Origin of the sequence: Streptomyces sp. AM8-1-1 (genome assembly GCF_032229325.1) — a bacterium.
In the GTDB taxonomy this organism is placed as follows: Bacteria; Actinomycetota; Actinomycetes; order Streptomycetales; family Streptomycetaceae; genus Streptomyces; species Streptomyces achmelvichensis.
The window spans coordinates 1,300,948-1,321,726 of sequence record NZ_CP135086.1; the positions used below are offsets into that span (position 1 = coordinate 1,300,948).

Consider the following 20,779-nt stretch of genomic DNA (forward strand, 5'->3'; position numbering starts at 1 on the left):
CCCGGCCGGGCGTCATTCATGAGCGGTGACGCACCCGAGGGCGGCGTCCCGCACATCGGCGACCGGATGGCGGCGCAGCCTGCGCAACTGGGCCCGCCACGGCTCGGTCCAGGACGTGCGCTCGCCGCCCGCTGCGGTGAGCGTCACCGCGAGAAGCCCCTCGGTGCGACCGCCCGCCTCGGTGAGCTGCCGGGCGGCGGTGAGCAGCGTCGCGGCGTCGCCGGCCCGGTCCGCGCCGCGGAGTCTGCGGCCGAGCGCATCGGCGGTACGGACGGCGAGGGCCGGGCGGTCCTCGTGCAGGGCGACGAGCCGGTCGTATGACACCCGCAGCGAGTCCGCGTCGGCAGTCAGGTCGAGGGACTCCGTCAGCAGCGCCGCCGCCTGCGGCACGAAGGTGTCGTGCCCCGCGAGCAGTTCGGCGGCGGCTTTCTGCACCGGGCGCAGCACCCGGGGGCGTACACCGGACCGGCGGCACAGCCGGTCCGTGAGGTGCTCGACCCGGCGGCGGGCCGGCCGGTCCCGTTCAGCGCCGGCGTCGTCGGCGTTCTCCACCGCCAGAGCGTCGGCGGTGGCCAGCCGCGTCAGCGCCTGCTCCACGGCGGCTGCCGCCTCGGGCCCGTGAACGGCAGCGGCGGCGAGCGCGTCGGCCGCCGCGTACCAGGACCGCCGGTCGGACAGATCGGTGATCGCGGACACCAGGACCGCGGAAGCCTCGGGCGACCAGGGCAGCCAGTGGGCGAGGGCCGCGAACGCCGTACCGGCGAGTTCCTTGTCGCGGATCTCGCACACACCGCGTATCAGACGCGCATAGCGCGGGCGGTACGACTCCGGGAGGTCCATCGGCACCACACGCAGCACGCCGTCGCGCAGCACCCGCTCACCGGCGGACGCGTCGGTGAGCAGGCGCCATATGCGTTCGTCACCGAGGAGGGCCGGAGCGAAGGCCACGCACGCGGCGCGGACATCACGGTGCTGGTCCTCCATCGCGTACGTGTCGGCGAGCACCGACGCCGCATCGGTCGGCGGAAGGCGGGCCGCGGCGAGCCGCACGGCCTCTTTGCGGCTGGTCACCTTGGCCGCACCCGGCTCCAGAACGCCGCGCAGCAGGGCGCCGAGTTCGGACGGCCGCGCGTACCGGGACGCCCGGGTGACCGCGTACACGGCGACGCGGGCCCGGTCGCCGTTCGCGTACGAGAGCAGTTCGGGCAGCGCGTCGGCGGGACGCAGGGTCCGGCTGAGGGCGGCGAGCGCGGCCTCGGCGAGCACCACGTCAGGGGAGCCCGTCCAGCGGCGTGCGGCATCCGCTCCGCCGGCCGGGATGCGCGCGACCGACGCGACCGCGTCCGCCCGGGTGTACAGCGGCAGCGAGGTGTCATCCGCTGCGTTCGCCAACTGCCGTACGGCGGAGCGCTGTTGGCGAGCGGTCCAGCGGTGGACAGTGCGGTCGATGTTGTTGACGGGCAGGGTCCAGTGGCTGTCCTTGGTGAGGAAGCGCCCGTACGGCGGGGTGTCCTCCAGGATGCGGTCGAGCAGATCGGTGCGGCGGGAGGTCAGTACCGCGACGACGGGCGGCAGTACGGCCGCCGATCTCTCGTGGCTCAGCAGCAGTTCCACCCGCCGGTCGCGGTCCTGGGGCGCTTCGAGCCAGAGGCCGACCGCGGTGCGTGCGGCCCGGCTGTTGCCGAACCGCACCGCCTGCCACAGCAGTTCCTGAAGCTCGGGCATGCCCGCAGCACGCCGGCCGGCCGCGCGGGCGAGTGCGAAGGCCAGACTGAAGTCCGCCTTCTCGGCGCCCGCCTCGATCCACGGGCGCAGCGCCTCGAAGACGTCGTGTTCCTGGCCGCGGCGCAGCGTACGGTCCAGCCGCCCGAGATCGGCGCCACCAGTGCTTCCGGAGATCCGCACCACCGTACGCAGCGCCCAGTTGACGAGCCCGCGCCGGCCGGCGGCGGCGTGCTCGCGCAGCACCTCGACCGCGAGGCGGCTGAGCGCCTGGCGGGTGGCCGGGGACGAGTCACGGGCCTCGACGGCGTCGGCGGCGACCCGGTCGAGATGGTCCTCAGCCTCTTCGGTGAACAGCACGGGCGGCGTGGCGGCAAGGGCGTCCAGAGCAGCGGAGCGGACCGGGTCCTGTTCGTTGCGCAGCCGTGCCATCTCGCGCAGTACCGCGGTCACGGAGTCGGCGTCGCCGGACCGCGCGGCGTTGCGGACGAGCAGCGGCCAGGCCTCGGAGCGGTCCTCCGCGGCGGGGCGGCGCGTGGCCGCGACCAGCCGTTCGCGCGCCTCGTCCACGGGCAGATACGACTCGGCGAGCAGCACCTCGCTCCACGGAGCCGAACGCTCCCGGGCCCGCTCGGCCATCCGGCGGGCCTCGACGGCGACACAGCTGCGGGGCAGGACGTCCAGGAGTTCGGCGTTCACCACCTGTGCGTCGCTGCCCCGGTCGCTGACGACGGCTTCGTGGAACGCGCCCCGCCGGGCCGGCGGATGCGCGGCGATCAGTCGCGCGAGCTGGTCGGGCCATGCGGCGCTGACCCGTCCCAGTCGAAGCATCAGATCCTCGGGGGCGTGCCGGGCGAGGAAGCTCAGCAGGGCCGGGCGCCGGGTGACGCGGCCGCGGAGTGCGTGCCCCTCGGGAGCGAGCAGCATGCCCACGATCCGCGCGGGGTCGGCCTTCGCCAGACCGGCGAGCCGATGGCTCAGCGGCACCGGCAGGGCTGCGGGTCCCATGCTCTCGAACAGGGCGAGAACCCGCCGCGGTTCGGCGTCCGCCGTGGCGGCGACCGCCCTGGCGTACCGCTGCCACCAGCCGTCCCGCAGTGACTCGGGCAGCGCGGCCAGTTCGCGCTCGGCGGCGTCGAGAACCGGACCGGGATGCCGGCGGCCGAGCGAGGTCCAGCCGTGGACGGCGTGGAACAGGGCGGGCAGCAGCCGTGCGACGGTGTCGCGCCCGCACCCGGGCAGCAGGCGCGCCGCCTCGGTGTCGCCCCAGGTCTCCCTGACGCCGTCGACGAGCCGGTCCGCGAGCGCCGTGCGCCGCTGCGAGACGACGGCTCGCAGCAACTGCCGGCGTATCGCGGCCGGTGCATCGTCCAGCGCCGCGGCGAACGCCTCGTCGGTGACGCCGAGCCCCGCGGCGACCCGCAGTGCCTGGCCGCGGACGAAGGCGTCGGGGTCCGCGAGCCGGTCACCGATCCACCCGGTCTCGCCGCCCACGGACGCGACGACGACGGCGAGCCCTCGCTCGTAGGGCCCGCGGGCGTCGAGTTCGACCAGCAGCGACCGCCGTTCCTCGGGCTCCGTCTCCCTGGTCCGCCGGGACAGTTCGCGCATGCGCAGGGGATACGGGAGGGGCTCGATCGCGGCCAGGAGGAGATCCGCCGAGCGCCGGGAGGTGTGCGGCATGCGGGAATTGTGCCTTCCGGAGAACCGTGATCCCCGGCGAATAGGGAACCTGGCATGATCGGCCGCCACAGGGACGGACGGGGCCGCCGACGGGGGCCGTGCAGGGGGACGCGATGAACGGTGACCGCAGGACCGCCATGGCTCTCCATCTGCTGTTCACACTCGCCGACGCGGACGTGGCGCGACGGGTGCGGAAGCGGCTGGCCGTGACGGAGGACCCGCCGGCCGGCCCTCCCCCCGTCTGGGAGGCCGCACGACAGGTCTCGCGGGCGGGAACACCGGCGTCGGTGCTGTTCTGGATGCTTCAGGCCGACCGGCCCGACATCAACGAAGTCGTCTACCACGTCGACGGGGTGGGCGGCCGGATCCAGCGCGACATCCTGCGCGGGGTGCCGTTCGGCGACGGTGCGCGAGGACCGCTCCCGCTCGCGCCGGGGCTGCGGAAGCAGACCGAGCCCGTGGATCTTCCGGGCACCGGACCGCGTGGTGTCGTGAGTGAACTGCGGGCGGTCACCCGCATGCGGCAGGGGCGCAGGGCGGCCGCGGCCGTCGGCCGGGACGACTGGGCCCAGGTGGCGGCGGCCGATCTCGAAGAGCCCCTGCCCGGCTTCGCGCGCTGGGCGCTGGCCACCCGCATCGACTGTCCGAAGGCGCTGCGGGAACGGTTCAGCGACCATCCGAGCTTCGCCCACCGGATGCGGCAGGCCGGGATCGTGGCGGGCCCGGGGGCGTACGCGGAGAACTGGCGCACCGCACAGGACGTGCTGTCGGTGCTGGACTCCGGCCGCTGGGCGTTCCCGGGCCGGCTGCCGGAGGCCGAGGCGGTCCTGCGGCCGCTGGTTCAGGGCTCGTTGGGCGAGAACACCGAAGCCTGGGCGGTGCTCGCCCAGTTGCTGCCGACGTTCACCGGTACCGCGCCCGAGCTGATCGTGACCTCGGGCGCCATCGCCTAGGAAGGCGCATGCCGTCCGGCCGCGGGCTCGGGACCGGAAAGGGGGCGGGGCGGCTGGAGTTGAACCAGCGTCCTCCGGTTCTGGAGACCGGCGCGTCTGCCTCTGCGCTACGGCCCCGCCCTTGCCGGAGATCCTAAGGCCGCGCGGGAGGCCGCCGCACCGTGAGCCCTCCGCCCGCTCGGCCGGCACGGCTGCGCTGCGGAAACCGCTTCGCCCGATGTCAGTGGCCCCTGGTACCAATGAGCCTGTACGAGGGGGGTGCGGGACGTGGCATACGGGGAGCGGAACGGGCACGTGCGTCCCGTGGTCGATCTGGCGGACCGGCGGGCGCTGGAGCGATGGCAGCCGGCCGACGCGGGGACCGTCGAGGAGGCACGGCAGCTCAAGGAGGCCGCGCTGCTGGACTTCGGGCTGACCGAGTCGGCGGTCGCCTCCTGGCTCTATGCCAAGTGCCACCACCAGATCGCGACGACGGCGGTGGACACGGCGGCCGTGGTGGCGAGCGGCGACGGCACCTGCCTGCTGCTCTACAACCCGCGGTTCTTCGTGGACCTCGGCCTCGACGGGGTGAAGTTCGTGCTCTTCCACGAGGCACGCCACCTGGTCCACCGGCATCTTTTCGCCGAGCCCGAACTGCGGGAGGACCCGGTGTTCACGCTCGCGGCCGAGGTCTCCATCAACCACGTGGCGATGGTCAGGCTCGGCCGGGACGCGCTGCCGTTGCTGCACGGCGAGCCGACCGGCATCGATCCCCGCGAGATCCACGAGGCCTACGAGGCGGACCTGCGGGCCCACGGCCTCGACCCCCTGGAGTACTCCGCGTTCATCGCCACCGACATGTCCGTGTACAGCGAGTTGAAGCGGATGAAGAACCCCCCGGTGCCGCAGCCGATGTGCATCCGTCTGACGGACGCCGAGGTCCCGGGCGACCAGCGGACGACCGACGCGGTCGGCTCGTCGGCCCTGCTCAATGCGCTGCTGGCGGCGCGCCGCGGTCACGCGGGAGCCGAGCAGGAGCTGGGTGACCTGATGGACCGTACGGACGGTGCGTCCGACCGGATCACCCGGATGTGGGGCCGGCTGGGGGCAGGTGCGCTGCGAGGGCGGACGGCTCGGACGGGCCGCGTCGACTGGTGGCAGCGGTGGCTGGTGGACGTCATGGCGTCCAAGCTGCGTGAGGGTGAGCGGCTGGTGTATCCGAAGAAGCGCGGGGCGCTGCTCGCCGCGCTGGGCCACGACCCGATGCTCTCGCGGCGGGGTCCGGTGCGCGACAAGGTGCTCGTCATCGCGTACGACACCTCCGGATCGATGCCGCAGCACGTGGTCACCTGGCTGACCGAACTGGTCGGCGGCATCGACGGTGTGGAGGCGCACTGGCTGTCGTTCGACGGTGTGGTGATGCCCTTCGCACCCGGCGAGCGGGTGCTCGGCGGCGGCGGTACGAGTTTCCAGGCCGTCGCGGACTACGTGGAGGGGCGCACCGCCGTGGACGGCCGGCTGTTCGACGTCACCCCGGACGCGATCGTGATGCTCACCGACGGGTACGCCCCGCACATCACGCCGGCGGAACCCGACAAGTGGATCTGGCTGATCACCGAGGGCGGGGACGACTGGCCCGATGCCCACCAACCCCCGATGGCCTGCCATCGCGTCACGACAGGATCGAGATGACCACCGCGACCGACCACCGGCGGCAGTGGCGCGGCAATGCCACCTACCCCGAGCGTCCCGAGGGCTGGACGGGTGTGTCCCGGCTCGAGTCCTTCATCGACGCGATGATCGACATGGGGCAGACCGGTCAGGTCTTCGGCGAGCACGGCATCGGCAAGACGGCGACGTTCTTCTCCCATGTGGCGGAGGCGTATCCGGACGCGGAGCTGGTCTTCGTGCCCGCGGCGAACCTCACGCCGGACGACCTGCTGGCGAACGCGCCGGTGCGAGACACCGAGAGCGGTCAACTGGTGCTGCGGCAGCTGGTGATGAGCCAGCTCAAGCCGGGAAAGCCCTTCGTCCTGCTGATCGACGACTCGCTTCAGGCCGGCGAGACGATCCAGTCGCAGCTGATGCAGATCGCCTGCAACTGGACGCTCGGCGAGTACGACCTGCGGGCGCTGGGTTGTATCGGCGTGTTCCTCGCCGACAACGAATCACTCGCCGAGACGGCCGCCCGCCGCAGCGATCTGGCGATCCTGGACCGTATGGTCACCATCCGGATCACCGCGAACGACACCTCGTGGCGCTACAAGCTGGCCGCCAAGTACCGGACATGGGACCTGCGCGGGGTGTTCGCGGTGTGGGCGTCGCTCAGCCCGGCGCTGCGCGAACTGCTGGCGCCACGCACCGTCGACCACATCCTGGCCAACGCCCAGGAGGGATTCCCGCTGCGCTGGGGGCTTCCGCTGGTCAACGGCGAGCGGCTGCGCCTCGTCGAGCCGCGTGGTGACGGCCGACCGGGGCAGAACCGGACCGCGGAGGTGCTCGACCGCATCGCGGCCGCTCTCGGCGTACCCAACCCGGCGACGATTCCCGACCCGGTGCGGCAGGTGGTGCGCGCCGCGCTGCGCAACCGCTGGACCGTGCTGCTGCAAGGTCCGCCGGGCTGTGGCAAGACGGAGCTCGTGCGCCAGACCGTACGGGAAGGGCTCGGCGGGCGCGAACCGCTGTACTTCTCGCTGCCGGTGACCAATGTCGAGGACCTGTGCGCCCCGATCCCGACGCCCGACGGCTCCCTGGACAATCTGCTGGCGGCCGGGTTCACCGGGGCGGAGCCGAAGGCCATCGTGTGGGACGAGTACAACCGGCCCAAGGACAAAGCGGCGTTCGCCAAACTGATGGAGATCACCCAGGAGTGGTCGCTGGCGGGGCGGCGGATCGAAGGGCTGCGGGCACAGATCGCCGTCCAGAACCCGCCGTACCACCTGGGCCGCAAGCTGCTCGTCTCCCGCAACAACATCGCCCAGGCGACCCGGTTCACGGCATCGCTGACCGTCGAGCCGGACGACATCCCGGCCAACGAGTGGCTGATCGGGACCTATGGGCCGGTCGCCGAGACGGTGCTCGACTGGTGGAAGCACGACATCGACGACGAGGGTCGGGCGTGGATCACCAAGCGGACGATCGAGCGGCTGATCAAGCTGCATCAGCGCGGTCTGCCGCTGGAGATGGGCACGGTCTATCTGGGGGACGGCGAGTACGCTCCGGTGCCCCTGACGTCCCTGATCGAGCGCCTGGACAACCGGCCGGTGACCGGCCTGCGGGAGCTCGCCGAGCGGGTGGAGCTGTGGGAGGGACGACTGCGCAGGGCCGCCGAGCAGTCCGGGGAGGGCGGCAACGACAGTGATGTGGTGCATCAGATCATCGCCAACGCCGAGCTGTCACAGCTGAAGAAGCACCGCAGGGTGGTGGCCCGGCTGGTGGCACTGCTGCCGCCGAAACTGCGGTCGACCTATCTGGTGGGCGCGTCCGAGAAGCACCAGCGGTTCTGGATCGAGATCTTCACGGCCGGGGTGCGCTGATCGTCAGGGTGCTTCCGGGGGCGCCGTGCGGTGCACACTGCGTACGGCGGCGACATCGGCGGAGACGGCGGGCGCGGGCAGGTGTGCGCTGAAGGCGTCGAGGCGGCGGCGCACGCTGGTGGCGATGCCCTTCCCGAGCACGAAGCGGGTGTGGCTCACGGCGCGAGGCGCGGCGTCGAGGATGCGGTGGGCCTCGCGGCTGCGCATCCCGGTGTGCGCGAGGACGAGGTGGGTCAGCCGGTGCTCGCCATCGGCGAGGCTCTCGCCGATGGCCGTCGCGGCATCCGTGTCGATCCGGTTGTCCTCGGCGCCGAGTGTGCCCGCGGCCCGAACTCGCCCCATGTCCAGCAGTTCGACGCCGGCGGCGGCCGCTGCGGCGACCAGACGGGCAGCGGCCGACGGACCGACGCCGTTGCTGGCGACGGAGAGGCGGGCCAGTCGTCCCCGCGGCGCCCGCCCCAGGGCATCGGCCAGCCGCTGGGCACCCTCGTCGCCCAGCCGGGTCGCGGACGCATAGAGTTCGCCGACCGCGCCGCTCACGATCAGTGCGGCAAGCGGCACGGCTCCGGCCTGACCGAGGGGGTTGCCCCCGACGAAGAGCCGCTCGATGCGGCGTCCCCGCGTGTCCGCGGCGAGCAGCGCCTCCGTGAGGAACGTGAGCCCGGCCGGGTCGAGCCCTGTCTGGACGAGGTCGAGCGTGCGCAGCGACGAGGCCGCGGCGATGAGTTCGGCGGCCGCCCGACCGCCGCCGGTGCCCAGCGGATTGCGTTTGAGCCAGACCCCGCTGACCACGTGTTCCGACGCCCGCAGGCTGTCGGCGATCCGGCAGGCGCCGGCCGCGGTGATGCCGTTGCACCCCAGGTACAGCGTCTCGACACCGGAGCCCACGGTCCTGTCGGCGACGGTGGCCGCACCCTCGTCGCCGAGCCCGTCGGTGCCGAGCAGCAGGTGCCGCGCGGGAACGGTGCCGCTCGCGCCGCCCTCGCGCAGCGCCTCGGCGACGAGAGCGGCGCCGTCGGGGCCGAGCGCCTGCTTGCACAGGTCGAGGCGCCCGTCCGGGAGCGCGGTGCCCGCGGCGAAGTCGAGTCTGCGGTCCGTCGTCCGCCCGTCTCGCAACCAGGCGATGAGCGGACCGAGTTCGGCGACCGAACGGGGCAGCACTTCGGGTACACCCGCGTAGGGCTCCTCCATCACCACTCCGCTTCCCGGTAGTCCTTGAGGAAGACGCCGGAGACCGGCGCGCCCGCCTCTCCCCGCACGATGGGGTCGTACACGCGCGCCGCGCCGTCGACGATGTCCAGGGGTGTGCGGAAGCCCTCGGCGGCGATCCGTTCCTTCTTCGGCACGGGATTCTCGTCGGTGATCCATCCCGTGTCGACGCTGCACATGTGGACGCCCTGCTCGGCGAGTTCGGGCCCGCTGGTGCGGGTGAGCATGTTCAGTGCGGCCTTCGCCATGTTGGTGTGGGGATGCGTGGACATCTTGCGCCGCACGGCGAATCTGCCTTCCACGGCGGTCACGTTGACGATGTAACGGCGGTGGCGGGGAGAGGCGAGCAGCAACGGCAGCAGACGGTCGACCAGCAGGGTGGGCGCCAGGGCGTTGACCAGCTGGGTCTCCAGCAGTTCGGCGGCGTCGAGTTCGCCGATGCGAGCCGACCAGGAGTTCGCCGGCGCGGTGTCGGGCAGCAGGCCCGCCTCGTCGGCCTCCGGAAGGACCATGGCAAGCGCTCCCCCGGCGCCCGCGGGTTCAAGGGCGCCCATCGGTTCGTACCCCGGAGCGCACAGCACCTCGCCGGGCAGGGCCCCGTACTCCCCGGCCGCGAGCAGGGCGTACGAAGCGGGAGGCCTGCGGACCGTCTGGGCGGCGTTGTTGACAAGGATGTCGAGCGGCTCCCCGTCCTGGCGCAGCCGCTCGCACAGGCCGAGCACCTGCCGGGGGTCCCGCAGATCGACGGCGACGACGGTGAGCCGGTCGAGCCACTTCCCGCTGCCGGGCGCGGCCCGGAAACGGCGCAGGGTGTCGTGCGGGAAACGGCTGGTGACAAGGAGTTCGGCGCCGTCGCGCAGCATCATCAGCGCCAGCTGGAAGCCGATCTTGACGCGTCCGCCGGTCAGGAGCGCCCTGCGGCCGGAGAGGTCGGTGCTCATGCCGCGCCGCGCGGTGTTGTCGGCCGCACAGCCGGGACAGAGCAGATGGTAGAAGGAGTCGGCCTGTCGATAGAACGACTTGCAGACGTAGCAGCGCCGTGGCTTCGTGAAGACGCCGGCGCTTTTGGCCGCCACCTCCAGTGGCGCGTCCTCGCGCCGGGCGACGGAACCGGTGGCGGTGGCCGCGACAACGGCGGCGTCCCTGTCGGCACGCGCGCCGATGCGGGACTTGCGCCTGCGCTGCCGTCCGTCCCGGGCAAAAGAGGATGCGACCTGCTCGGCCCGCAGCCGCACCGGGTCGTCTACGGGCAGCGCACGCAGCTTCTTGACCGTGCGGTCGAACGCCGCGAGCTCGTCGTCGCCGATGTGCTCCATCCGCCGCCCCGTCCCCCGTCGTTCTGTGCGTGGTCCCGGCCGGATTCGAACCGGCGTGACCGACCGTGTGGGGTCGTTGCGCCTGCCTCTGCGCTACGGGACCGTCCGGCCTGTCCGGCCGGCCGGATTCGAACCGGCGTGTCCGCCCTGAGAAGGCGGTGCGCCTGCCTCTGCGCTACGGCCGGACATTGCGGGGATCCTATCGGGCCCCCCGGCCATGGCTCACCGGGGCGGGTGGCCGGGGTGAGCCGGCGGGGCCGCGCCCACCGGCCGTACGAAACAGTGGTGCCGCAGCGAACCCTCCCCGGGTCACCGCGGCACCACGCGTCAGCTGCTCAGCCGCACTTGCGGCCGCCGTTGATGCAGCTCACCGCCTTCTTCATCAGCGACTTGGACATCACATTGATGAAGTCGCCGTGGTCCGTGACCGGCTTGTGCAACTGCTCGGGGAAGCTGTCGACCGCGAAGACCGATCCGGGTGTCACCTTGTAGGTGATCCTCTGCACGAGCTGCGGGATCGCGCGGAAGCCCTGCGGGCACGCTCCGTTGGCCTGGGCGAAGGCCACATGGGTGCGGTGGTTGGCGCTGTCGATGTTCGCGCCGTCCCAGCAGCTCTGGAAGTTGAACGTCCGCACGACGTTGCTGCCCCTCGGGCACAGCGGGTACTTGTCCTTCAGCTGCCGGTTCTCGAAGCCGGTGCAGCTCCAGGAGGCGTTGGCGTTGGCCGTGCCGTTGACGAAGGCCTTGGCGTCACCCGTGATGATGCGCAGGAAGGTGGGCATCTCGGCGACCTTGCCGACCGGGCTGCCGCGGAAGGTCAGCTGCACGGAGGCGGGCTGGAGGATGCGGCCGACGTTGCCGTCCTGGCCTCCGCCCGGGAGGTTCGCGTCGGCCTCGTTCTTGCCGTTGCGCAGACGCAGGACCGGCCAGTAGTGGGTGGAGCGGTCGCCGTTGGTGCAGGTCGTCCCGGCCCCGGCGAGGTCGTCGTTGGTGGAGAACGCGTCGGTCTCGAGGTTGCCGACGTAGTCGTGCATGTGGTGGGCGCCGTTGCTCACACCCGGTGCCACGATGACGTTGTCGGGGTTGAAGTGCTTGTTCTCGTTGCGCCCGCAGCGCGACGAGAAGGTGCCCTTGGAGGCGTTGGCCTTCTGACGCGGCGTGACGACGTTGGGCCGCACCTTGCGGATGTCCACGAAGTCCGCACGGCTGGGGGCGTTCTGCGCCTGGCCGCCTGCCGCGGGTGCGCTCGGGGCCGCCGAGCCGTTCGCGGCCGCGACGGCGGGGGCCGCCTCTTCCTTGCGTACCGTGCAGGCCGCCAGCGAGTCCAGTCCGGCGGGCCGCTGGGCGACCTTGCCGATCTCGGCGCCGATGCGGTCGAGCGACTGACGCCGCTCGGAGGACAGCGGGTCCAGCACGCTGGTGCGTACCCACTCCTTGTCCGTCTTCGCGCCGGTGGCGAGTTGCCCGTAGGCGTCCGCGACCTGGGTGTCCAGCTTGGCGAGTTCGGTGTCCACGGCGGGCCGCGCCTCCTGCGGCACGTCCGTCAGACGGGCAGAGACATCGGGGCAGTTGAGCGTCATCGTCGCCTGCGCGGCCGCCTGCTGGCTCGCGGATTCCCGCGACGCCGACGCGCTGTTGTTCGTCATCAGCACAGCCCCGCCGCCCACGGCCAGTGCTGCCACACCGGCGATCGTGACGCCGATCCATCTGGACCGCTTGTGTCTCTGTCTGTTCCTCACAAGTCCGTCCCTTTCTGGTTGCTCATACGCCGGGGACCGGCTGCCACTCGGCCAAGTCGGTCCGTGCCCTCACCCGCCGAGCGGACATCGGAGCGCAACGCCGTCAGATACGGAGACGGCGGCGATTCGACTCAAGAGATCCCGAACATTTTTTCAGAATCGTCACGGGGCAGAGGTTTGAGAGTGGTCGTTCTGGGCCGCGGAGGCCGGCGCAGGCCGCAGCACTGGGTCGCGTTCGAGCGCACCGCTGTGCGGCAGCAGAGCCGCCGCAAGGACGGTGGCCGGCAGCAGCGCGGCCACGAGATGCAGGCGTGGACGGCGGACACCGGACGGCCCGGGCCCGGAGGGCCGGGGTGCACCCCACAACCGCGGCCAGACCCCTTCCACGGCCGGCCACACCAGCAGGATCACCAGAATCGCGGTCCACAGCGGTACGGGCAGCAGGTTGCGGTGGGCGAGATCCAGGCTGCTCGCCACGGCGTTCCTGGCCGGATCGCCCGCGAGGATCAGACTGGGCACGGCGAAGGCGGTGACCACCACGGCCTGTACGAGCAGGGCCAGCGGACCGGCCATCAGCAGGAGCAGCGGCGCGGAGGGCCGGTGCGCCCGCGCGAGGAACCAGCGCCTCAACCACCGTGGCGGGTGGTGCAGTACGGAGCCCGCCCGCCGGAGCCGGGACTCGCGCTCGTGGGCTGCCAGGAGCGCCGCCGCGACGGTGCGGCGCCCCGCGGCGTCCACGGCGTACCGGTCCGCGGCCAGTTCGATGCACCAGAGGGCGGCCACGGGCACGATCAGCATCTGCGGCAGCTTGACCATCACGGTGAGCACCTGGGCGCTCATCAGCGAGCCGGAGGGGTGGTGTGCGATGGCGAGCCAGGTCAGCGGGCCCACCCCGAGCGCGAGGAACACCACGGGCCAAGCCGTGACCATCGTGGTGAACGGGCTGCCGAGCCCGGTGATGAGGTGTTCGCCGCGGGTGAGGTGAGCCGCCTCGTGCGCGAGCAACGCGCGGGCCCGCCGGGGATGGCTGTGCCACATGCCGAGGTACCCGAGGGATGCGGCGACCCGCCGTGTCCGCCAGCCCCGCGCGTACACCCGGATGGGCGGGCCGCCGCCGCTGCGCGACACCATGAGGACGGCCCCCGGCGCGTACCGGTCGAGGTGTTCCTGGATCTCGCGGCGCGTCTCCTCCGCACCTGGCGCCTCGACTCCGCGGGCGTCTCCGCGGGCGTCGACGAGCGCGTGACGCCATTCCGTCCAGCGGCCGCGGATGTGCGGCAGCAGGACGGTTGCGAGGCCGGCCAGCACGATGAGCGTCGGCATGGCCTGGCTGATCGTGGTGACACGCAGAGCCGCGAAGGCGGCACCCCCGACGACCTCGGGGCCGAACACCTCGGAGGTCCAGAGCCAGGTGACCTGCTCGTGCCACCATTTTGCGGTCGAGGGCAGCTCGTAGAGGTACATGACGAGAGCGAGCCACAGCCACGGCGGTGGAGGCGACGCGAGTCCGACGGCGGCGTCGATCGGTCCGTCGGTGGCCTCGGTCGGTCCGTCCCCGGCGTCGGCCGATCCGTCGCCGGCGTCGATCGGTCCGTCGGTGAGTCCGTCCGCGAAATCGCCGGCCGGGGTGTCGGCGCGGGCGCGCTTCATGCCTCCTCCGTACGGCCTCGCCACCAGCCGGCCAGCCTGCGCGGAAAGGAGACGGCCGGTCCACGGCGTCCGCCGGGGCCGGCGGGCGGGTCGCCTCCGCTCAGTAGGCCGAGGAAGGCGAGGGCGCCGTCGTCGTGGCCCTCGTACAGCGCGGCCACCGCTTCCGCGGCAGCCCGGTCGGCCTCCTGACGGCTCACGCCGCGCCCTTGGAGAAGCGCGGAAACGCGGACCACGGCATCGACGAGGCGCGCGAGTTCGGGAGCAGCGGGAGCGTCCGGGCCGGCTTCGGGGGTCGGCTGCGGGCCGGACGACGGGGCCGGGTCCGTCGGTGCGGGCTGTGTCGGCGCCGCCGGATCCTCGGGCGGCGCCTCGCGTCTCTTCATGGCGAGGAGCAGCGCGGCCCCCGACACCGCGTTGCCGACGGCCGGTGACCCGAGGGCGGACTCCAGCAGCCGGTACGACGTGGCGAGCGCGTCCCACAACAGCGGTAGTGCGGCGACGAGTTCACCGCCGGAGCCGCCGGGCGTGGAGGGCGCGGAACGGAGCAGCACCCGCCGGCCGCGGCCGCCCGCGGCATAGACGCGGGCGGTGTGCGGGGCGAAGTCGGCCTCGTGCGGGGCCGCCGCCGACGCGATACGGAGGGACCACGCGTCCAGGACGGCCGCGGCGGACTCCTCGGCGGACGGCAGCCGGGGGTCAGGACCACTCGACACGGAAGCTCCTCGTCCCGTCACTCGTCGTGCCGCTCAGCGTCAGCGAGGCGGAGTCCTCGGTCAGGGTGCCTTCCAGCGTGGTGCCTTCGGCCATCGAGTATGCGAACGGGGTGTACCCGCTGCACGGGAACAGGGGCTTGGGCACGAAGACCAGATTGAGCGCGAGACCCTGCGAACCGCCCGTGTCCGTCAGGCTCCCGGAGATGTCCCCGCCCCCGTCGTCGGTGAGCGACCAGTAGCCGGTCTCCACCGACTCGCCGTCCGTGGTGTCGGTCCCGCTGAGCGCGGAGGTCACCCCGAAGGCGCCCGCCGCACGCTGGCTGTCACTGGCCCAGGAGAGGTGGAAGTCGTTGCTCTCCGAGCCCGCCGGATCGTCGATGATCAGCGTCGCGGGCAAGCTGTACGTCTGCGACGAGGCGGCGCACCCGGGGTCCTCGAAGTCGACGCTGATCCTCGCGTTGCCGGTCCAGGTGCCGTGCGGTACGTCGGACGAATTGCTCGATTCGTCGGACTCCGTCCCCTCGTCACCGGTGTCGGTGGTGTCGATGGTGTCGTCCTCCGCCTCCGTGGTCTCCTCGTCCGGTTCTGTGCTGTCGCTCTCGCTCTCCGTCGGCGTGGAAGTGTCCTCGTCCGGCGTAGCGGTGGCCGGCGCCGTCTCGGACGTACTGGCCGTTGTTTCCGTGTCCGATGCGTCGCCGCCGTCACCGCCGTCACCGCATGCCGTCAACGTCGCCAGGGAGCACAGGCACAGCGCGGCGAGCAAGGCCGCCGACCGGTGCGTTCTGCGTCGGATCGTCACCATGGATTCCCCCCAATGGTTGGTACGGCGCCGAGCCGGTATCCCCATACCGTCGGCGCACACAGCGCCCGGCTCCCCGGGGCGACTCCTCGCGGCCCCAGGCCCCACCGGGCGGAGTACCAACGTAGGGGCGTGTTGACGAAGGGGTGTTCCGGTCGTGGAGTTCCAAGGGGGCGCACTAGCGCGCACGATTGATTCACGCACGCCGCCTGCGCGCCCTCAGTGCTCCGGGCCGCACCACCTGTCGGAGTGACACGGTTTATCCGATTCGGGCGATGATCTGCCAAGGTGGTCGGCCATGGATGTGGATCTTCAGGTGGACACCGACCAGTTGGGCCGGTTCTCACGTGCCCTCGACCGCTCGCTGACGTCGCTCGCCGAGGCGAGAGGGGCACTGGAGCATGTACGGGCGGACCAGTTGGGCACCAAGGAACTCGACGAGGCGTGCGACGGGTTCCAGCGGCGCTGGAAGTACGGCGCGGAGCAACTGAACGGGCGGATCAGGTCGGTCAACGACGGTGTGCGGCTCAGCCACCAGGGCTACGTCCAGGTGAACCGCGCGATCGTGGCGGCCTTCAAGGCGGTGCACGTCGGTGACCCCCGCGCCTGACTACCCGCACCTGGGCTGGAACCCGGTTCCGGGAAACCCGTCGGCGGTGTCCACGCTCCAGACGAAGCTCACCTCCTCGGCGGAGGCCCTGGGCACGGCGCACCGTCTGGTCAGCGAGCTGCTCGGCCAGAGCTCGTTCTGGCGCGGCGAGGCGGCGGACGCGTTCCGCGCCGCGATCGACGGTGAACTGCCGAGGTATCTGAAGAACGCGCACAGGTCGGTCTCCAAGGCGGCGAAGCAACTGGGCCGCTGGCACGACGACCTGGTGAGCTACCAGGCGACGGCCCGCCGCTACGACACCCAGGCGAAGCTGGACACGGCGGCGATCACGAAGGCGGAGGCGCACCACGACCTGCTGCGAGCGGCCGCGTCGACGCCGGAACCGGAGCTGCGGGCGGCGGCGGAGTCGGTGACGAAGGCGCGGGAGGCGCTCGCGTCGGTCCGGAAGCTGGCGCGGGAATTGGAGGATGCGCATGGGGCGGAGGCGGGGCGGATTGCGAAGGGGTTGAACGAGGCGACGGAGCGGTTGGCGCCGAAGGAGCCGGGGGCGCTGGACAGGTTCCTGAAGTGGGTGGACGAGGACCTGGGTGACCTCCTGTCCGACATTTCCGCTGGAGCGGGCTTCCTGGCCCTGGTCCTCGGCCCAGTCTGTGCACCGCTCGGCCTGGCGCTTCTCTTCGTTGCGACCGGCGCAAGCATCGGCGCGCTCGCACTTCACGCCACCGACTCCAGGATTCACAAGTCGCTGAAAGACGGATTTACGAAGGGGAAGTTCGACGCTGATTTCTGGGACAGCACAGTGACCTTGACCGGCGACGCATTGGGGTCGGTGCCTGGTGTAGCAGCCATCGCGCACGGTGCGAAATCGGCATCCGCCGCTGTTCACGCTGGCGGAGCTGTCGCGGACGCGGGCGCTATGGCTGCCATGCGCGCCGGCTCGGACGGGTTCGCCGGTGGGGCGAAAACCGCCATGGACGACATGCGCAGGGTCGAAAACCCGCTCACCGGTTGGGCGTTGCAGAGCACGCCTGTCGCGGTGAAGGAATCGGTGAAATACGGTCTACCAGCTGCGGGGGCGGCCACAGCAGTCAGCCACTACACGCCACTGGATGACAACGAGACCTTCGCGAACAGTGCCACTGGTGCTGACGGTTTTCGAGCCGTTGTCGATGACGGTCCCAGCTCTGGAGCCAAGCTGGCCCAGGCCTGGACTTCACTTGTTCGCTGACGACAAGAAGCAAGGTACTTCACTTGATGTCGAACGACCGCTCGCCTGACCCACCACCCATGTGGTTCCGGCTGCCACCTGGCTTTCACTCCCTGAGCGATGTCACGTTGGACGAACTGGAACACGCAACGACAGCTGTGCTGGCCCCGATCCTTGACGGAACAGACGTCGTCGAAAGGACCCTCGCCGACGCCCACGTACTGGTCGAACTGCTCGCTACCGTACGCGAAGGCCGTAGCATGCTGGCGTCGATCGGGGTACATCCCGACGACAGGGATGGCACCAGTCTTTCCATCTTCACGCTGACCATCATCACCGTCGCAGCGCCGACGCGAATTCTGGCTGTCGCCGAGAGCGCTCTGTCCATCGTGGAGTCTCCCCTGTGGAGAGCCCACACACGCAAACTCTTGGAACTGTCCGTCGGCCCGGCAGCGCTTGTGGCGGGAACATTGGCCGCACCACCGCCGGCAACGCTGAAGCAGATGGGCATCACGGCCGAACCGATTGACGTCTTCCAAGCGCGTCTCACAGTTTCGTGCCCGAGCAGCCAGCACGTTGCCGTGGCAGATCTGACGAGCGCAGCGACCCGTCATGCGGATTCCTACACGGACATCCTTGAGGCAATCGGTCACACGATGACGTTCACGCCACCCCATCACGTGGAGGCACCCGCACCCCGCACGTCTCGCATTCTGGAGCTCTTCTCATGACCGCACGGCCGCCCTCTCTGCCTGCGTGCCAATCAGCCCTGGATCATCAGCCCACCGTGGTGGGCCACCGCAATCTCGTCGCCAAGCGCTGGGCGTGGCTGATCCTCGTTGTCTGCCTCACGGCCATGTCCGTGTATGCGGGCGTCGGTCAATCGCTGCGCAAACTTGTCGGACTGACGCTGGTCAGCCTGTGCCTCTACCCCTTGCTGCTGTGGGCAACTGCTCTCGCGCTGCATCGAACCAGACGCGTAGCTGCCATTCTCGAGACGTACCCGTGGCGCGCCTACCCCTGCGAATTCCCCCGCCGCACGGGCGAGAGCCCCAAGGTGATCATGATCAGGTTCAGCGATGACCACGCACCGGTACTGCGCTTCACCCCGTTCTCCGTGAACCTCGCACAGAAACAGAACCCCCAGCCCGACACCATCTGGTTCGCCGGCGACCCCCGCTTCGGCGGTGTCGTCTCCCCCGTCGGCGGGCACTTCCCCGTGCGCGTCGTGCCCGAGGCCCCCGTCGGCCCCATCCCCGACGGCAGTCCTGAGGACGACGCGCTCGCCGAGCGGGCCGGGCTCATCACGGGCGGCAAGGTTCACAGGACGTGAAGCTCCGTCAGCCCCGGCTCCGCTTCAACCGGTACCGCTCCTTCTCCGACAGCCCACCCCACACCCCGAACTTCTCGTCATGCGCCAGCGCGTACTCCAGGCACGCCACCCGCCCCTCGCACGCCCTGCACAGCTGTTTCGCCTCTCGCGTCGACGAGCCCGGGGCCGGGAAGAAGAAGTCCGGGCCCGTCTGCGCGCAGAGTGCTGTCTCCTGCCAGGAGAGTTCGTCATCGGTGATGGTGTTGATCGGCATGCGCACACGCTCTCCCGTGCCGATAAACACCGGATCAACGACCCATCAACACGCCCCGGAGGCAACCGCGAGCCCGACCCCGGCCCACCCACGACCGCCCACCCGCGGCCATGCCGCCGCGACCATCCCGCCGCGACTACTCCTGCGCCGCCGCCTGCATCAGCGCGAACCTCGCGCCCGCCGGGTCCGTCAGGCTCGCGAAGCGGCCCACTCCCTCCGCTTCGACCACCGGCATCGTGACCCGGCCGCCCAGTCGTTCCGCCTTCGCCACCGCCGCGTCGCAGTCCTCGACCTCGAAGTACGGGAGCCAGTACGGGCCCTCCGTCTCCGGGGCGTCCGCCGGGACCGGGACCAGGCCGCCGAACATCGCTTCCGCGCCCTCGCCCGCCGGGTTGATCATGGTGTACATGCCGCTGCCGTCGGGGAACGGCATCGACGTGGTCTCCCAGCCGAAGACCTTGTCGTAGAAGCCGAGGGCCGCGTCCGGGGCGGTGGTGTTGAGTTCGAGCCAGCACAGGGAGCCGGGGTCGTTCACCACGTCCAGGCCCTTGTTCCGGCCGGGCTGCCAGGCGGCGAACCCGACGCCCGACGGGTCGGTGAAGACCACCATGCGGCCGAGGTCGAAGACGTCCATCGGTTCGAACATCACCGAGCCGCCGTTCTGCTGCACCGCCCGCGCTGTGGCGTCCGCGTCGGGCGTCTGGAAATAGACCGTCCAGCCGGGCGGGCTCTGCTCCAGGGGGACCTGCATGCCGCCGGCCGCGGTCTTGCCGTCCAGCTGGAACATTCCGTAACCGCCGGCCTCGGGACCCGCCGACCGGAAGGTCCATCCGAACAGGCCGCCGTAGAACGCGGTCGCCGCCTCGATGTCCGGGGTGCCGAGGTCGAGCCAGTTCGGGGAGCCTGTGACGAAACGGGTGGTGAGCATGGTGCGCTCCTTCGCGGGGTCCCGTGGTGCTCTCGCCCGAGTCTGCTACCGATCCCGGGCCTTCGCACCCGAAGCGCGGGTGAACTCCCTTGTGCCGAGGTCACGGCCTCGTGCAGGATTCCGGCCATGACGAGCAGAAAGGCCCGTGCCCGGTAGCCGCCCCGCGCTGCCGCCCTCGGCCCGTACGCCGCCGGACCTCCCCGAGACCCGCGGACCGTCCGTTCAGCCCTTGCCGAGGAGCACCACCGTGGCAGCCACCGCTCTCACCCCTTACGCCCGTCTCCCGCGTTCCCATGCGCGGCTGCACGTGCTGCACAGCACGGTCGACGCCGGCGGGCGGGCGCACTGGCTGCTCGCCGGGCGTCCCGAGGCACCGGACAGCGCCCCGGACAACCCTGCGGACGGCGCCTCGGACGGCCTGTCGGACGGCGTTCCGTACGCCGTTCCGGACGGCGTTCCGTACGACGCGCTCGTCGTCACCGTGGACGGCGGCAGCGCCCACGCCACCGAGCTGAGCGCCGTGACCGCCCGCAACCCCCGGCTGGACGCACTGCCGGACGGCGGATTCGTCGTCGCCGACACCGCCCGGATCCAGATCTTCGACGCGCTGGGCAGGGCGTCCTGGACCCTCGACCCCGGTGGCGATGTCGACCATGTGCTCACCGATGCGTCGGGCGCGCTGTGGATCACGCAGGGTCCCGCCGTGCGGCGACTGTCGCTCACGGGAGGAGTGCTCGGCGAGGTCGTGGCGCAGCCCGGGCCGGTGGGCACGGCGGACTACCTCAGCCTGAACGTGGGAGCGCACACGGCCTGGGCCGGCACCCGTACCGGTCTGCTGGAGATCCGGGACGGGCAGCCGGTCACCGTACGCACGGGTCCGGTGAAGGGCACCCACGGTCTCGCCGTCCACGGTGACCGTCTCGCCCTGCTCGGCGGCCACGGGTACGACCACTCCCGCCTGGTGATGTGCTTGCTCACCGAGACCGCCGCCGAGCCGGTGGCGTACGGAACGCTCGTCCTGCCCGACGGCGGTGAGCTCGGCCGGCGGCGGCTCGTGAACCGGGGTCCGCGGCTGTACGTGCAGTCGGAGCCGTACAGCGAGTGGTGCGTCCTGGACCTCGGCCACTGAGCCCGCCCGATCCGAACGGA

The 20,779-nt window shown here is 71.4% G+C and carries 17 protein-coding genes and 3 tRNA genes; 8 read left to right on the plus strand and 12 right to left on the minus strand.

The genetic code is table 11. The features are described from left to right. Positions 1 to 12: 12 nt before the first annotated feature. Positions 13 to 3,405 (minus strand): hypothetical protein, encoded by a 3,393-nt coding sequence (locus RPQ07_RS05870; protein WP_313942958.1) that lies wholly within the window; start codon positions 3,403 to 3,405, stop codon positions 13 to 15. A 113-nt stretch (positions 3,406 to 3,518) separates the two neighbouring features. Here RPQ07_RS05870 and RPQ07_RS05875 point away from each other — a divergent pair, with 113 nt between their 5' ends. Next, positions 3,519 to 4,358 (plus strand): hypothetical protein, encoded by an 840-nt coding sequence (locus RPQ07_RS05875; RefSeq protein WP_313942959.1) that lies wholly within the window; start codon positions 3,519 to 3,521, stop codon positions 4,356 to 4,358. 43 nt (positions 4,359 to 4,401) lie between these two features. On the opposite strand, the gene RPQ07_RS05880 is transcribed toward RPQ07_RS05875, so the two are convergent. Continuing rightward, positions 4,402 to 4,477: transfer RNA gene (locus RPQ07_RS05880), tRNA-Trp, on the minus strand. 184 nt (positions 4,478 to 4,661) lie between these two features. Here RPQ07_RS05880 and RPQ07_RS05885 point away from each other — a divergent pair. After that, the gene (locus RPQ07_RS05885; protein ID WP_313948797.1) at positions 4,662 to 6,029 is read left to right on the plus strand and encodes a DUF2201 family putative metallopeptidase; all 1,368 of its coding nucleotides are present in this window, start codon (positions 4,662 to 4,664) and stop codon (positions 6,027 to 6,029) included. Beyond that, positions 6,026 to 7,873 (plus strand): ATP-binding protein, encoded by a 1,848-nt coding sequence (locus tag RPQ07_RS05890; RefSeq protein WP_313942960.1) that lies wholly within the window; start codon positions 6,026 to 6,028, stop codon positions 7,871 to 7,873. The genes RPQ07_RS05885 and RPQ07_RS05890 overlap by 4 nt, the downstream gene beginning before the upstream one ends. A 3-nt stretch (positions 7,874 to 7,876) precedes the next feature. Here the strand turns inward: RPQ07_RS05890 and RPQ07_RS05895 are convergent, their stop codons facing one another. The 8 genes from RPQ07_RS05895 to RPQ07_RS05930 form a co-directional block, all read right to left on the minus strand. Continuing rightward, positions 7,877 to 9,064 (minus strand): ribonuclease inhibitor, encoded by a 1,188-nt coding sequence (locus tag RPQ07_RS05895; protein ID WP_313942961.1) that lies wholly within the window; start codon positions 9,062 to 9,064, stop codon positions 7,877 to 7,879. Beyond that, entirely contained in the window at positions 9,064 to 10,398 is a 1,335-nt protein-coding gene (locus RPQ07_RS05900) for an SDR family NAD(P)-dependent oxidoreductase (RefSeq protein WP_313942962.1), read from the minus strand. The genes RPQ07_RS05895 and RPQ07_RS05900 overlap by 1 nt, the downstream gene beginning before the upstream one ends. Positions 10,399 to 10,428: 30 nt before the next feature. Beyond that, positions 10,429 to 10,501 (minus strand) — tRNA-Val (locus tag RPQ07_RS05905). A 10-nt stretch (positions 10,502 to 10,511) separates the two neighbouring features. Next, a tRNA-Glu gene (locus tag RPQ07_RS05910) sits at positions 10,512 to 10,583 on the minus strand. Positions 10,584 to 10,733: 150 nt separating this feature from the next. Beyond that, on the minus strand, positions 10,734 to 12,044 hold the full coding sequence (locus RPQ07_RS05915) for a DUF1996 domain-containing protein (RefSeq protein WP_313948798.1): 1,311 nt from the start codon (positions 12,042 to 12,044) through the stop codon (positions 10,734 to 10,736). A 255-nt stretch (positions 12,045 to 12,299) separates the two neighbouring features. Beyond that, a complete protein-coding gene (locus RPQ07_RS05920; RefSeq protein WP_313942963.1) occupies positions 12,300 to 13,787 on the minus strand; it encodes a hypothetical protein in 1,488 nt (495 codons plus the stop codon). Further along, on the minus strand, positions 13,784 to 14,500 hold the full coding sequence (locus tag RPQ07_RS05925) for a hypothetical protein (RefSeq protein WP_313942964.1): 717 nt from the start codon (positions 14,498 to 14,500) through the stop codon (positions 13,784 to 13,786). Before RPQ07_RS05925 ends, RPQ07_RS05920 begins: the two co-directional genes overlap by 4 nt. Further along, positions 14,484 to 15,302, minus strand: a complete 819-nt coding sequence (locus RPQ07_RS05930) for a hypothetical protein (RefSeq protein WP_313942965.1) — start codon at positions 15,300 to 15,302, stop codon at positions 14,484 to 14,486. Before RPQ07_RS05930 ends, RPQ07_RS05925 begins: the two co-directional genes overlap by 17 nt. Before the next feature lie 295 nt (positions 15,303 to 15,597). On the opposite strand from RPQ07_RS05930, the gene RPQ07_RS05935 reads away from it, so the two are divergent. The 4 genes from RPQ07_RS05935 to RPQ07_RS05950 are packed head-to-tail and all read left to right on the plus strand — an operon-like array spanning position 15,598 to position 18,449. Continuing rightward, positions 15,598 to 15,909 carry a hypothetical protein gene (locus RPQ07_RS05935; RefSeq protein ID WP_313942966.1) on the plus strand — a complete coding sequence of 104 codons (312 nt, stop codon included), beginning with the start codon at positions 15,598 to 15,600 and terminating at the stop codon, positions 15,907 to 15,909. After that, entirely contained in the window at positions 15,893 to 17,137 is a 1,245-nt protein-coding gene (locus RPQ07_RS05940; protein WP_413777703.1) for a putative T7SS-secreted protein, read from the plus strand. The genes RPQ07_RS05935 and RPQ07_RS05940 overlap by 17 nt, the downstream gene beginning before the upstream one ends. 26 nt (positions 17,138 to 17,163) lie before the next feature. Continuing rightward, positions 17,164 to 17,847, plus strand: a complete 684-nt coding sequence (locus RPQ07_RS05945; protein WP_313942968.1) for a hypothetical protein — start codon at positions 17,164 to 17,166, stop codon at positions 17,845 to 17,847. Next, positions 17,844 to 18,449 carry a hypothetical protein gene (locus RPQ07_RS05950; protein ID WP_313942969.1) on the plus strand — a complete coding sequence of 202 codons (606 nt, stop codon included), beginning with the start codon at positions 17,844 to 17,846 and terminating at the stop codon, positions 18,447 to 18,449. The genes RPQ07_RS05945 and RPQ07_RS05950 overlap by 4 nt, the downstream gene beginning before the upstream one ends. A 7-nt stretch (positions 18,450 to 18,456) precedes the next feature. Here RPQ07_RS05950 and RPQ07_RS05955 read toward each other — a convergent pair whose 3' ends face one another. Both RPQ07_RS05955 and RPQ07_RS05960 read right to left on the minus strand, forming a co-directional pair. Further along, positions 18,457 to 18,702: a WhiB family transcriptional regulator gene (locus RPQ07_RS05955; protein ID WP_313942970.1), complete on the minus strand. Its 246-nt coding sequence runs from the start codon at positions 18,700 to 18,702 to the stop codon at positions 18,457 to 18,459. Positions 18,703 to 18,838: 136 nt separating this feature from the next. After that, on the minus strand, positions 18,839 to 19,630 hold the full coding sequence (locus tag RPQ07_RS05960; protein WP_313942971.1) for a VOC family protein: 792 nt from the start codon (positions 19,628 to 19,630) through the stop codon (positions 18,839 to 18,841). A 247-nt stretch (positions 19,631 to 19,877) separates the two neighbouring features. On the opposite strand from RPQ07_RS05960, the gene RPQ07_RS05965 reads away from it, so the two are divergent. Continuing rightward, entirely contained in the window at positions 19,878 to 20,759 is an 882-nt protein-coding gene (locus RPQ07_RS05965) for a hypothetical protein (protein ID WP_313942972.1), read from the plus strand. Positions 20,760 to 20,779: the final 20 nt, after the last annotated feature.

Excerpts from the sequence above, each read along its gene's own strand:
- RPQ07_RS05870 (WP_313942958.1), bottom strand. The coding sequence starts at position 3,405 with ATGCCGCACACCTCCCGGCGCTCGGCGGATCTCCTCCTGGCCGCGATC.
- RPQ07_RS05875 (WP_313942959.1), top strand. The coding sequence starts at position 3,519 with ATGAACGGTGACCGCAGGACCGCCATGGCTCTCCATCTGCTGTTCACA.
- RPQ07_RS05890 (WP_313942960.1), top strand. The coding sequence starts at position 6,026 with ATGACCACCGCGACCGACCACCGGCGGCAGTGGCGCGGCAATGCCACC.
- RPQ07_RS05895 (WP_313942961.1), bottom strand. The coding sequence starts at position 9,064 with ATGGAGGAGCCCTACGCGGGTGTACCCGAAGTGCTGCCCCGTTCGGTC.
- RPQ07_RS05900 (WP_313942962.1), bottom strand. The coding sequence starts at position 10,398 with ATGGAGCACATCGGCGACGACGAGCTCGCGGCGTTCGACCGCACGGTC.
- RPQ07_RS05915 (WP_313948798.1), bottom strand. The coding sequence starts at position 12,044 with ATGACGAACAACAGCGCGTCGGCGTCGCGGGAATCCGCGAGCCAGCAG.
- RPQ07_RS05920 (WP_313942963.1), bottom strand. The coding sequence starts at position 13,787 with ATGAAGCGCGCCCGCGCCGACACCCCGGCCGGCGATTTCGCGGACGGA.
- RPQ07_RS05930 (WP_313942965.1), bottom strand. The coding sequence starts at position 15,302 with ATGGTGACGATCCGACGCAGAACGCACCGGTCGGCGGCCTTGCTCGCC.
- RPQ07_RS05935 (WP_313942966.1), top strand. The coding sequence starts at position 15,598 with ATGGATGTGGATCTTCAGGTGGACACCGACCAGTTGGGCCGGTTCTCA.
- RPQ07_RS05945 (WP_313942968.1), top strand. The coding sequence starts at position 17,164 with ATGTCGAACGACCGCTCGCCTGACCCACCACCCATGTGGTTCCGGCTG.
- RPQ07_RS05950 (WP_313942969.1), top strand. The coding sequence starts at position 17,844 with ATGACCGCACGGCCGCCCTCTCTGCCTGCGTGCCAATCAGCCCTGGAT.
- RPQ07_RS05955 (WP_313942970.1), bottom strand. The coding sequence starts at position 18,702 with ATGCCGATCAACACCATCACCGATGACGAACTCTCCTGGCAGGAGACA.
- RPQ07_RS05960 (WP_313942971.1), bottom strand. The coding sequence starts at position 19,630 with ATGCTCACCACCCGTTTCGTCACAGGCTCCCCGAACTGGCTCGACCTC.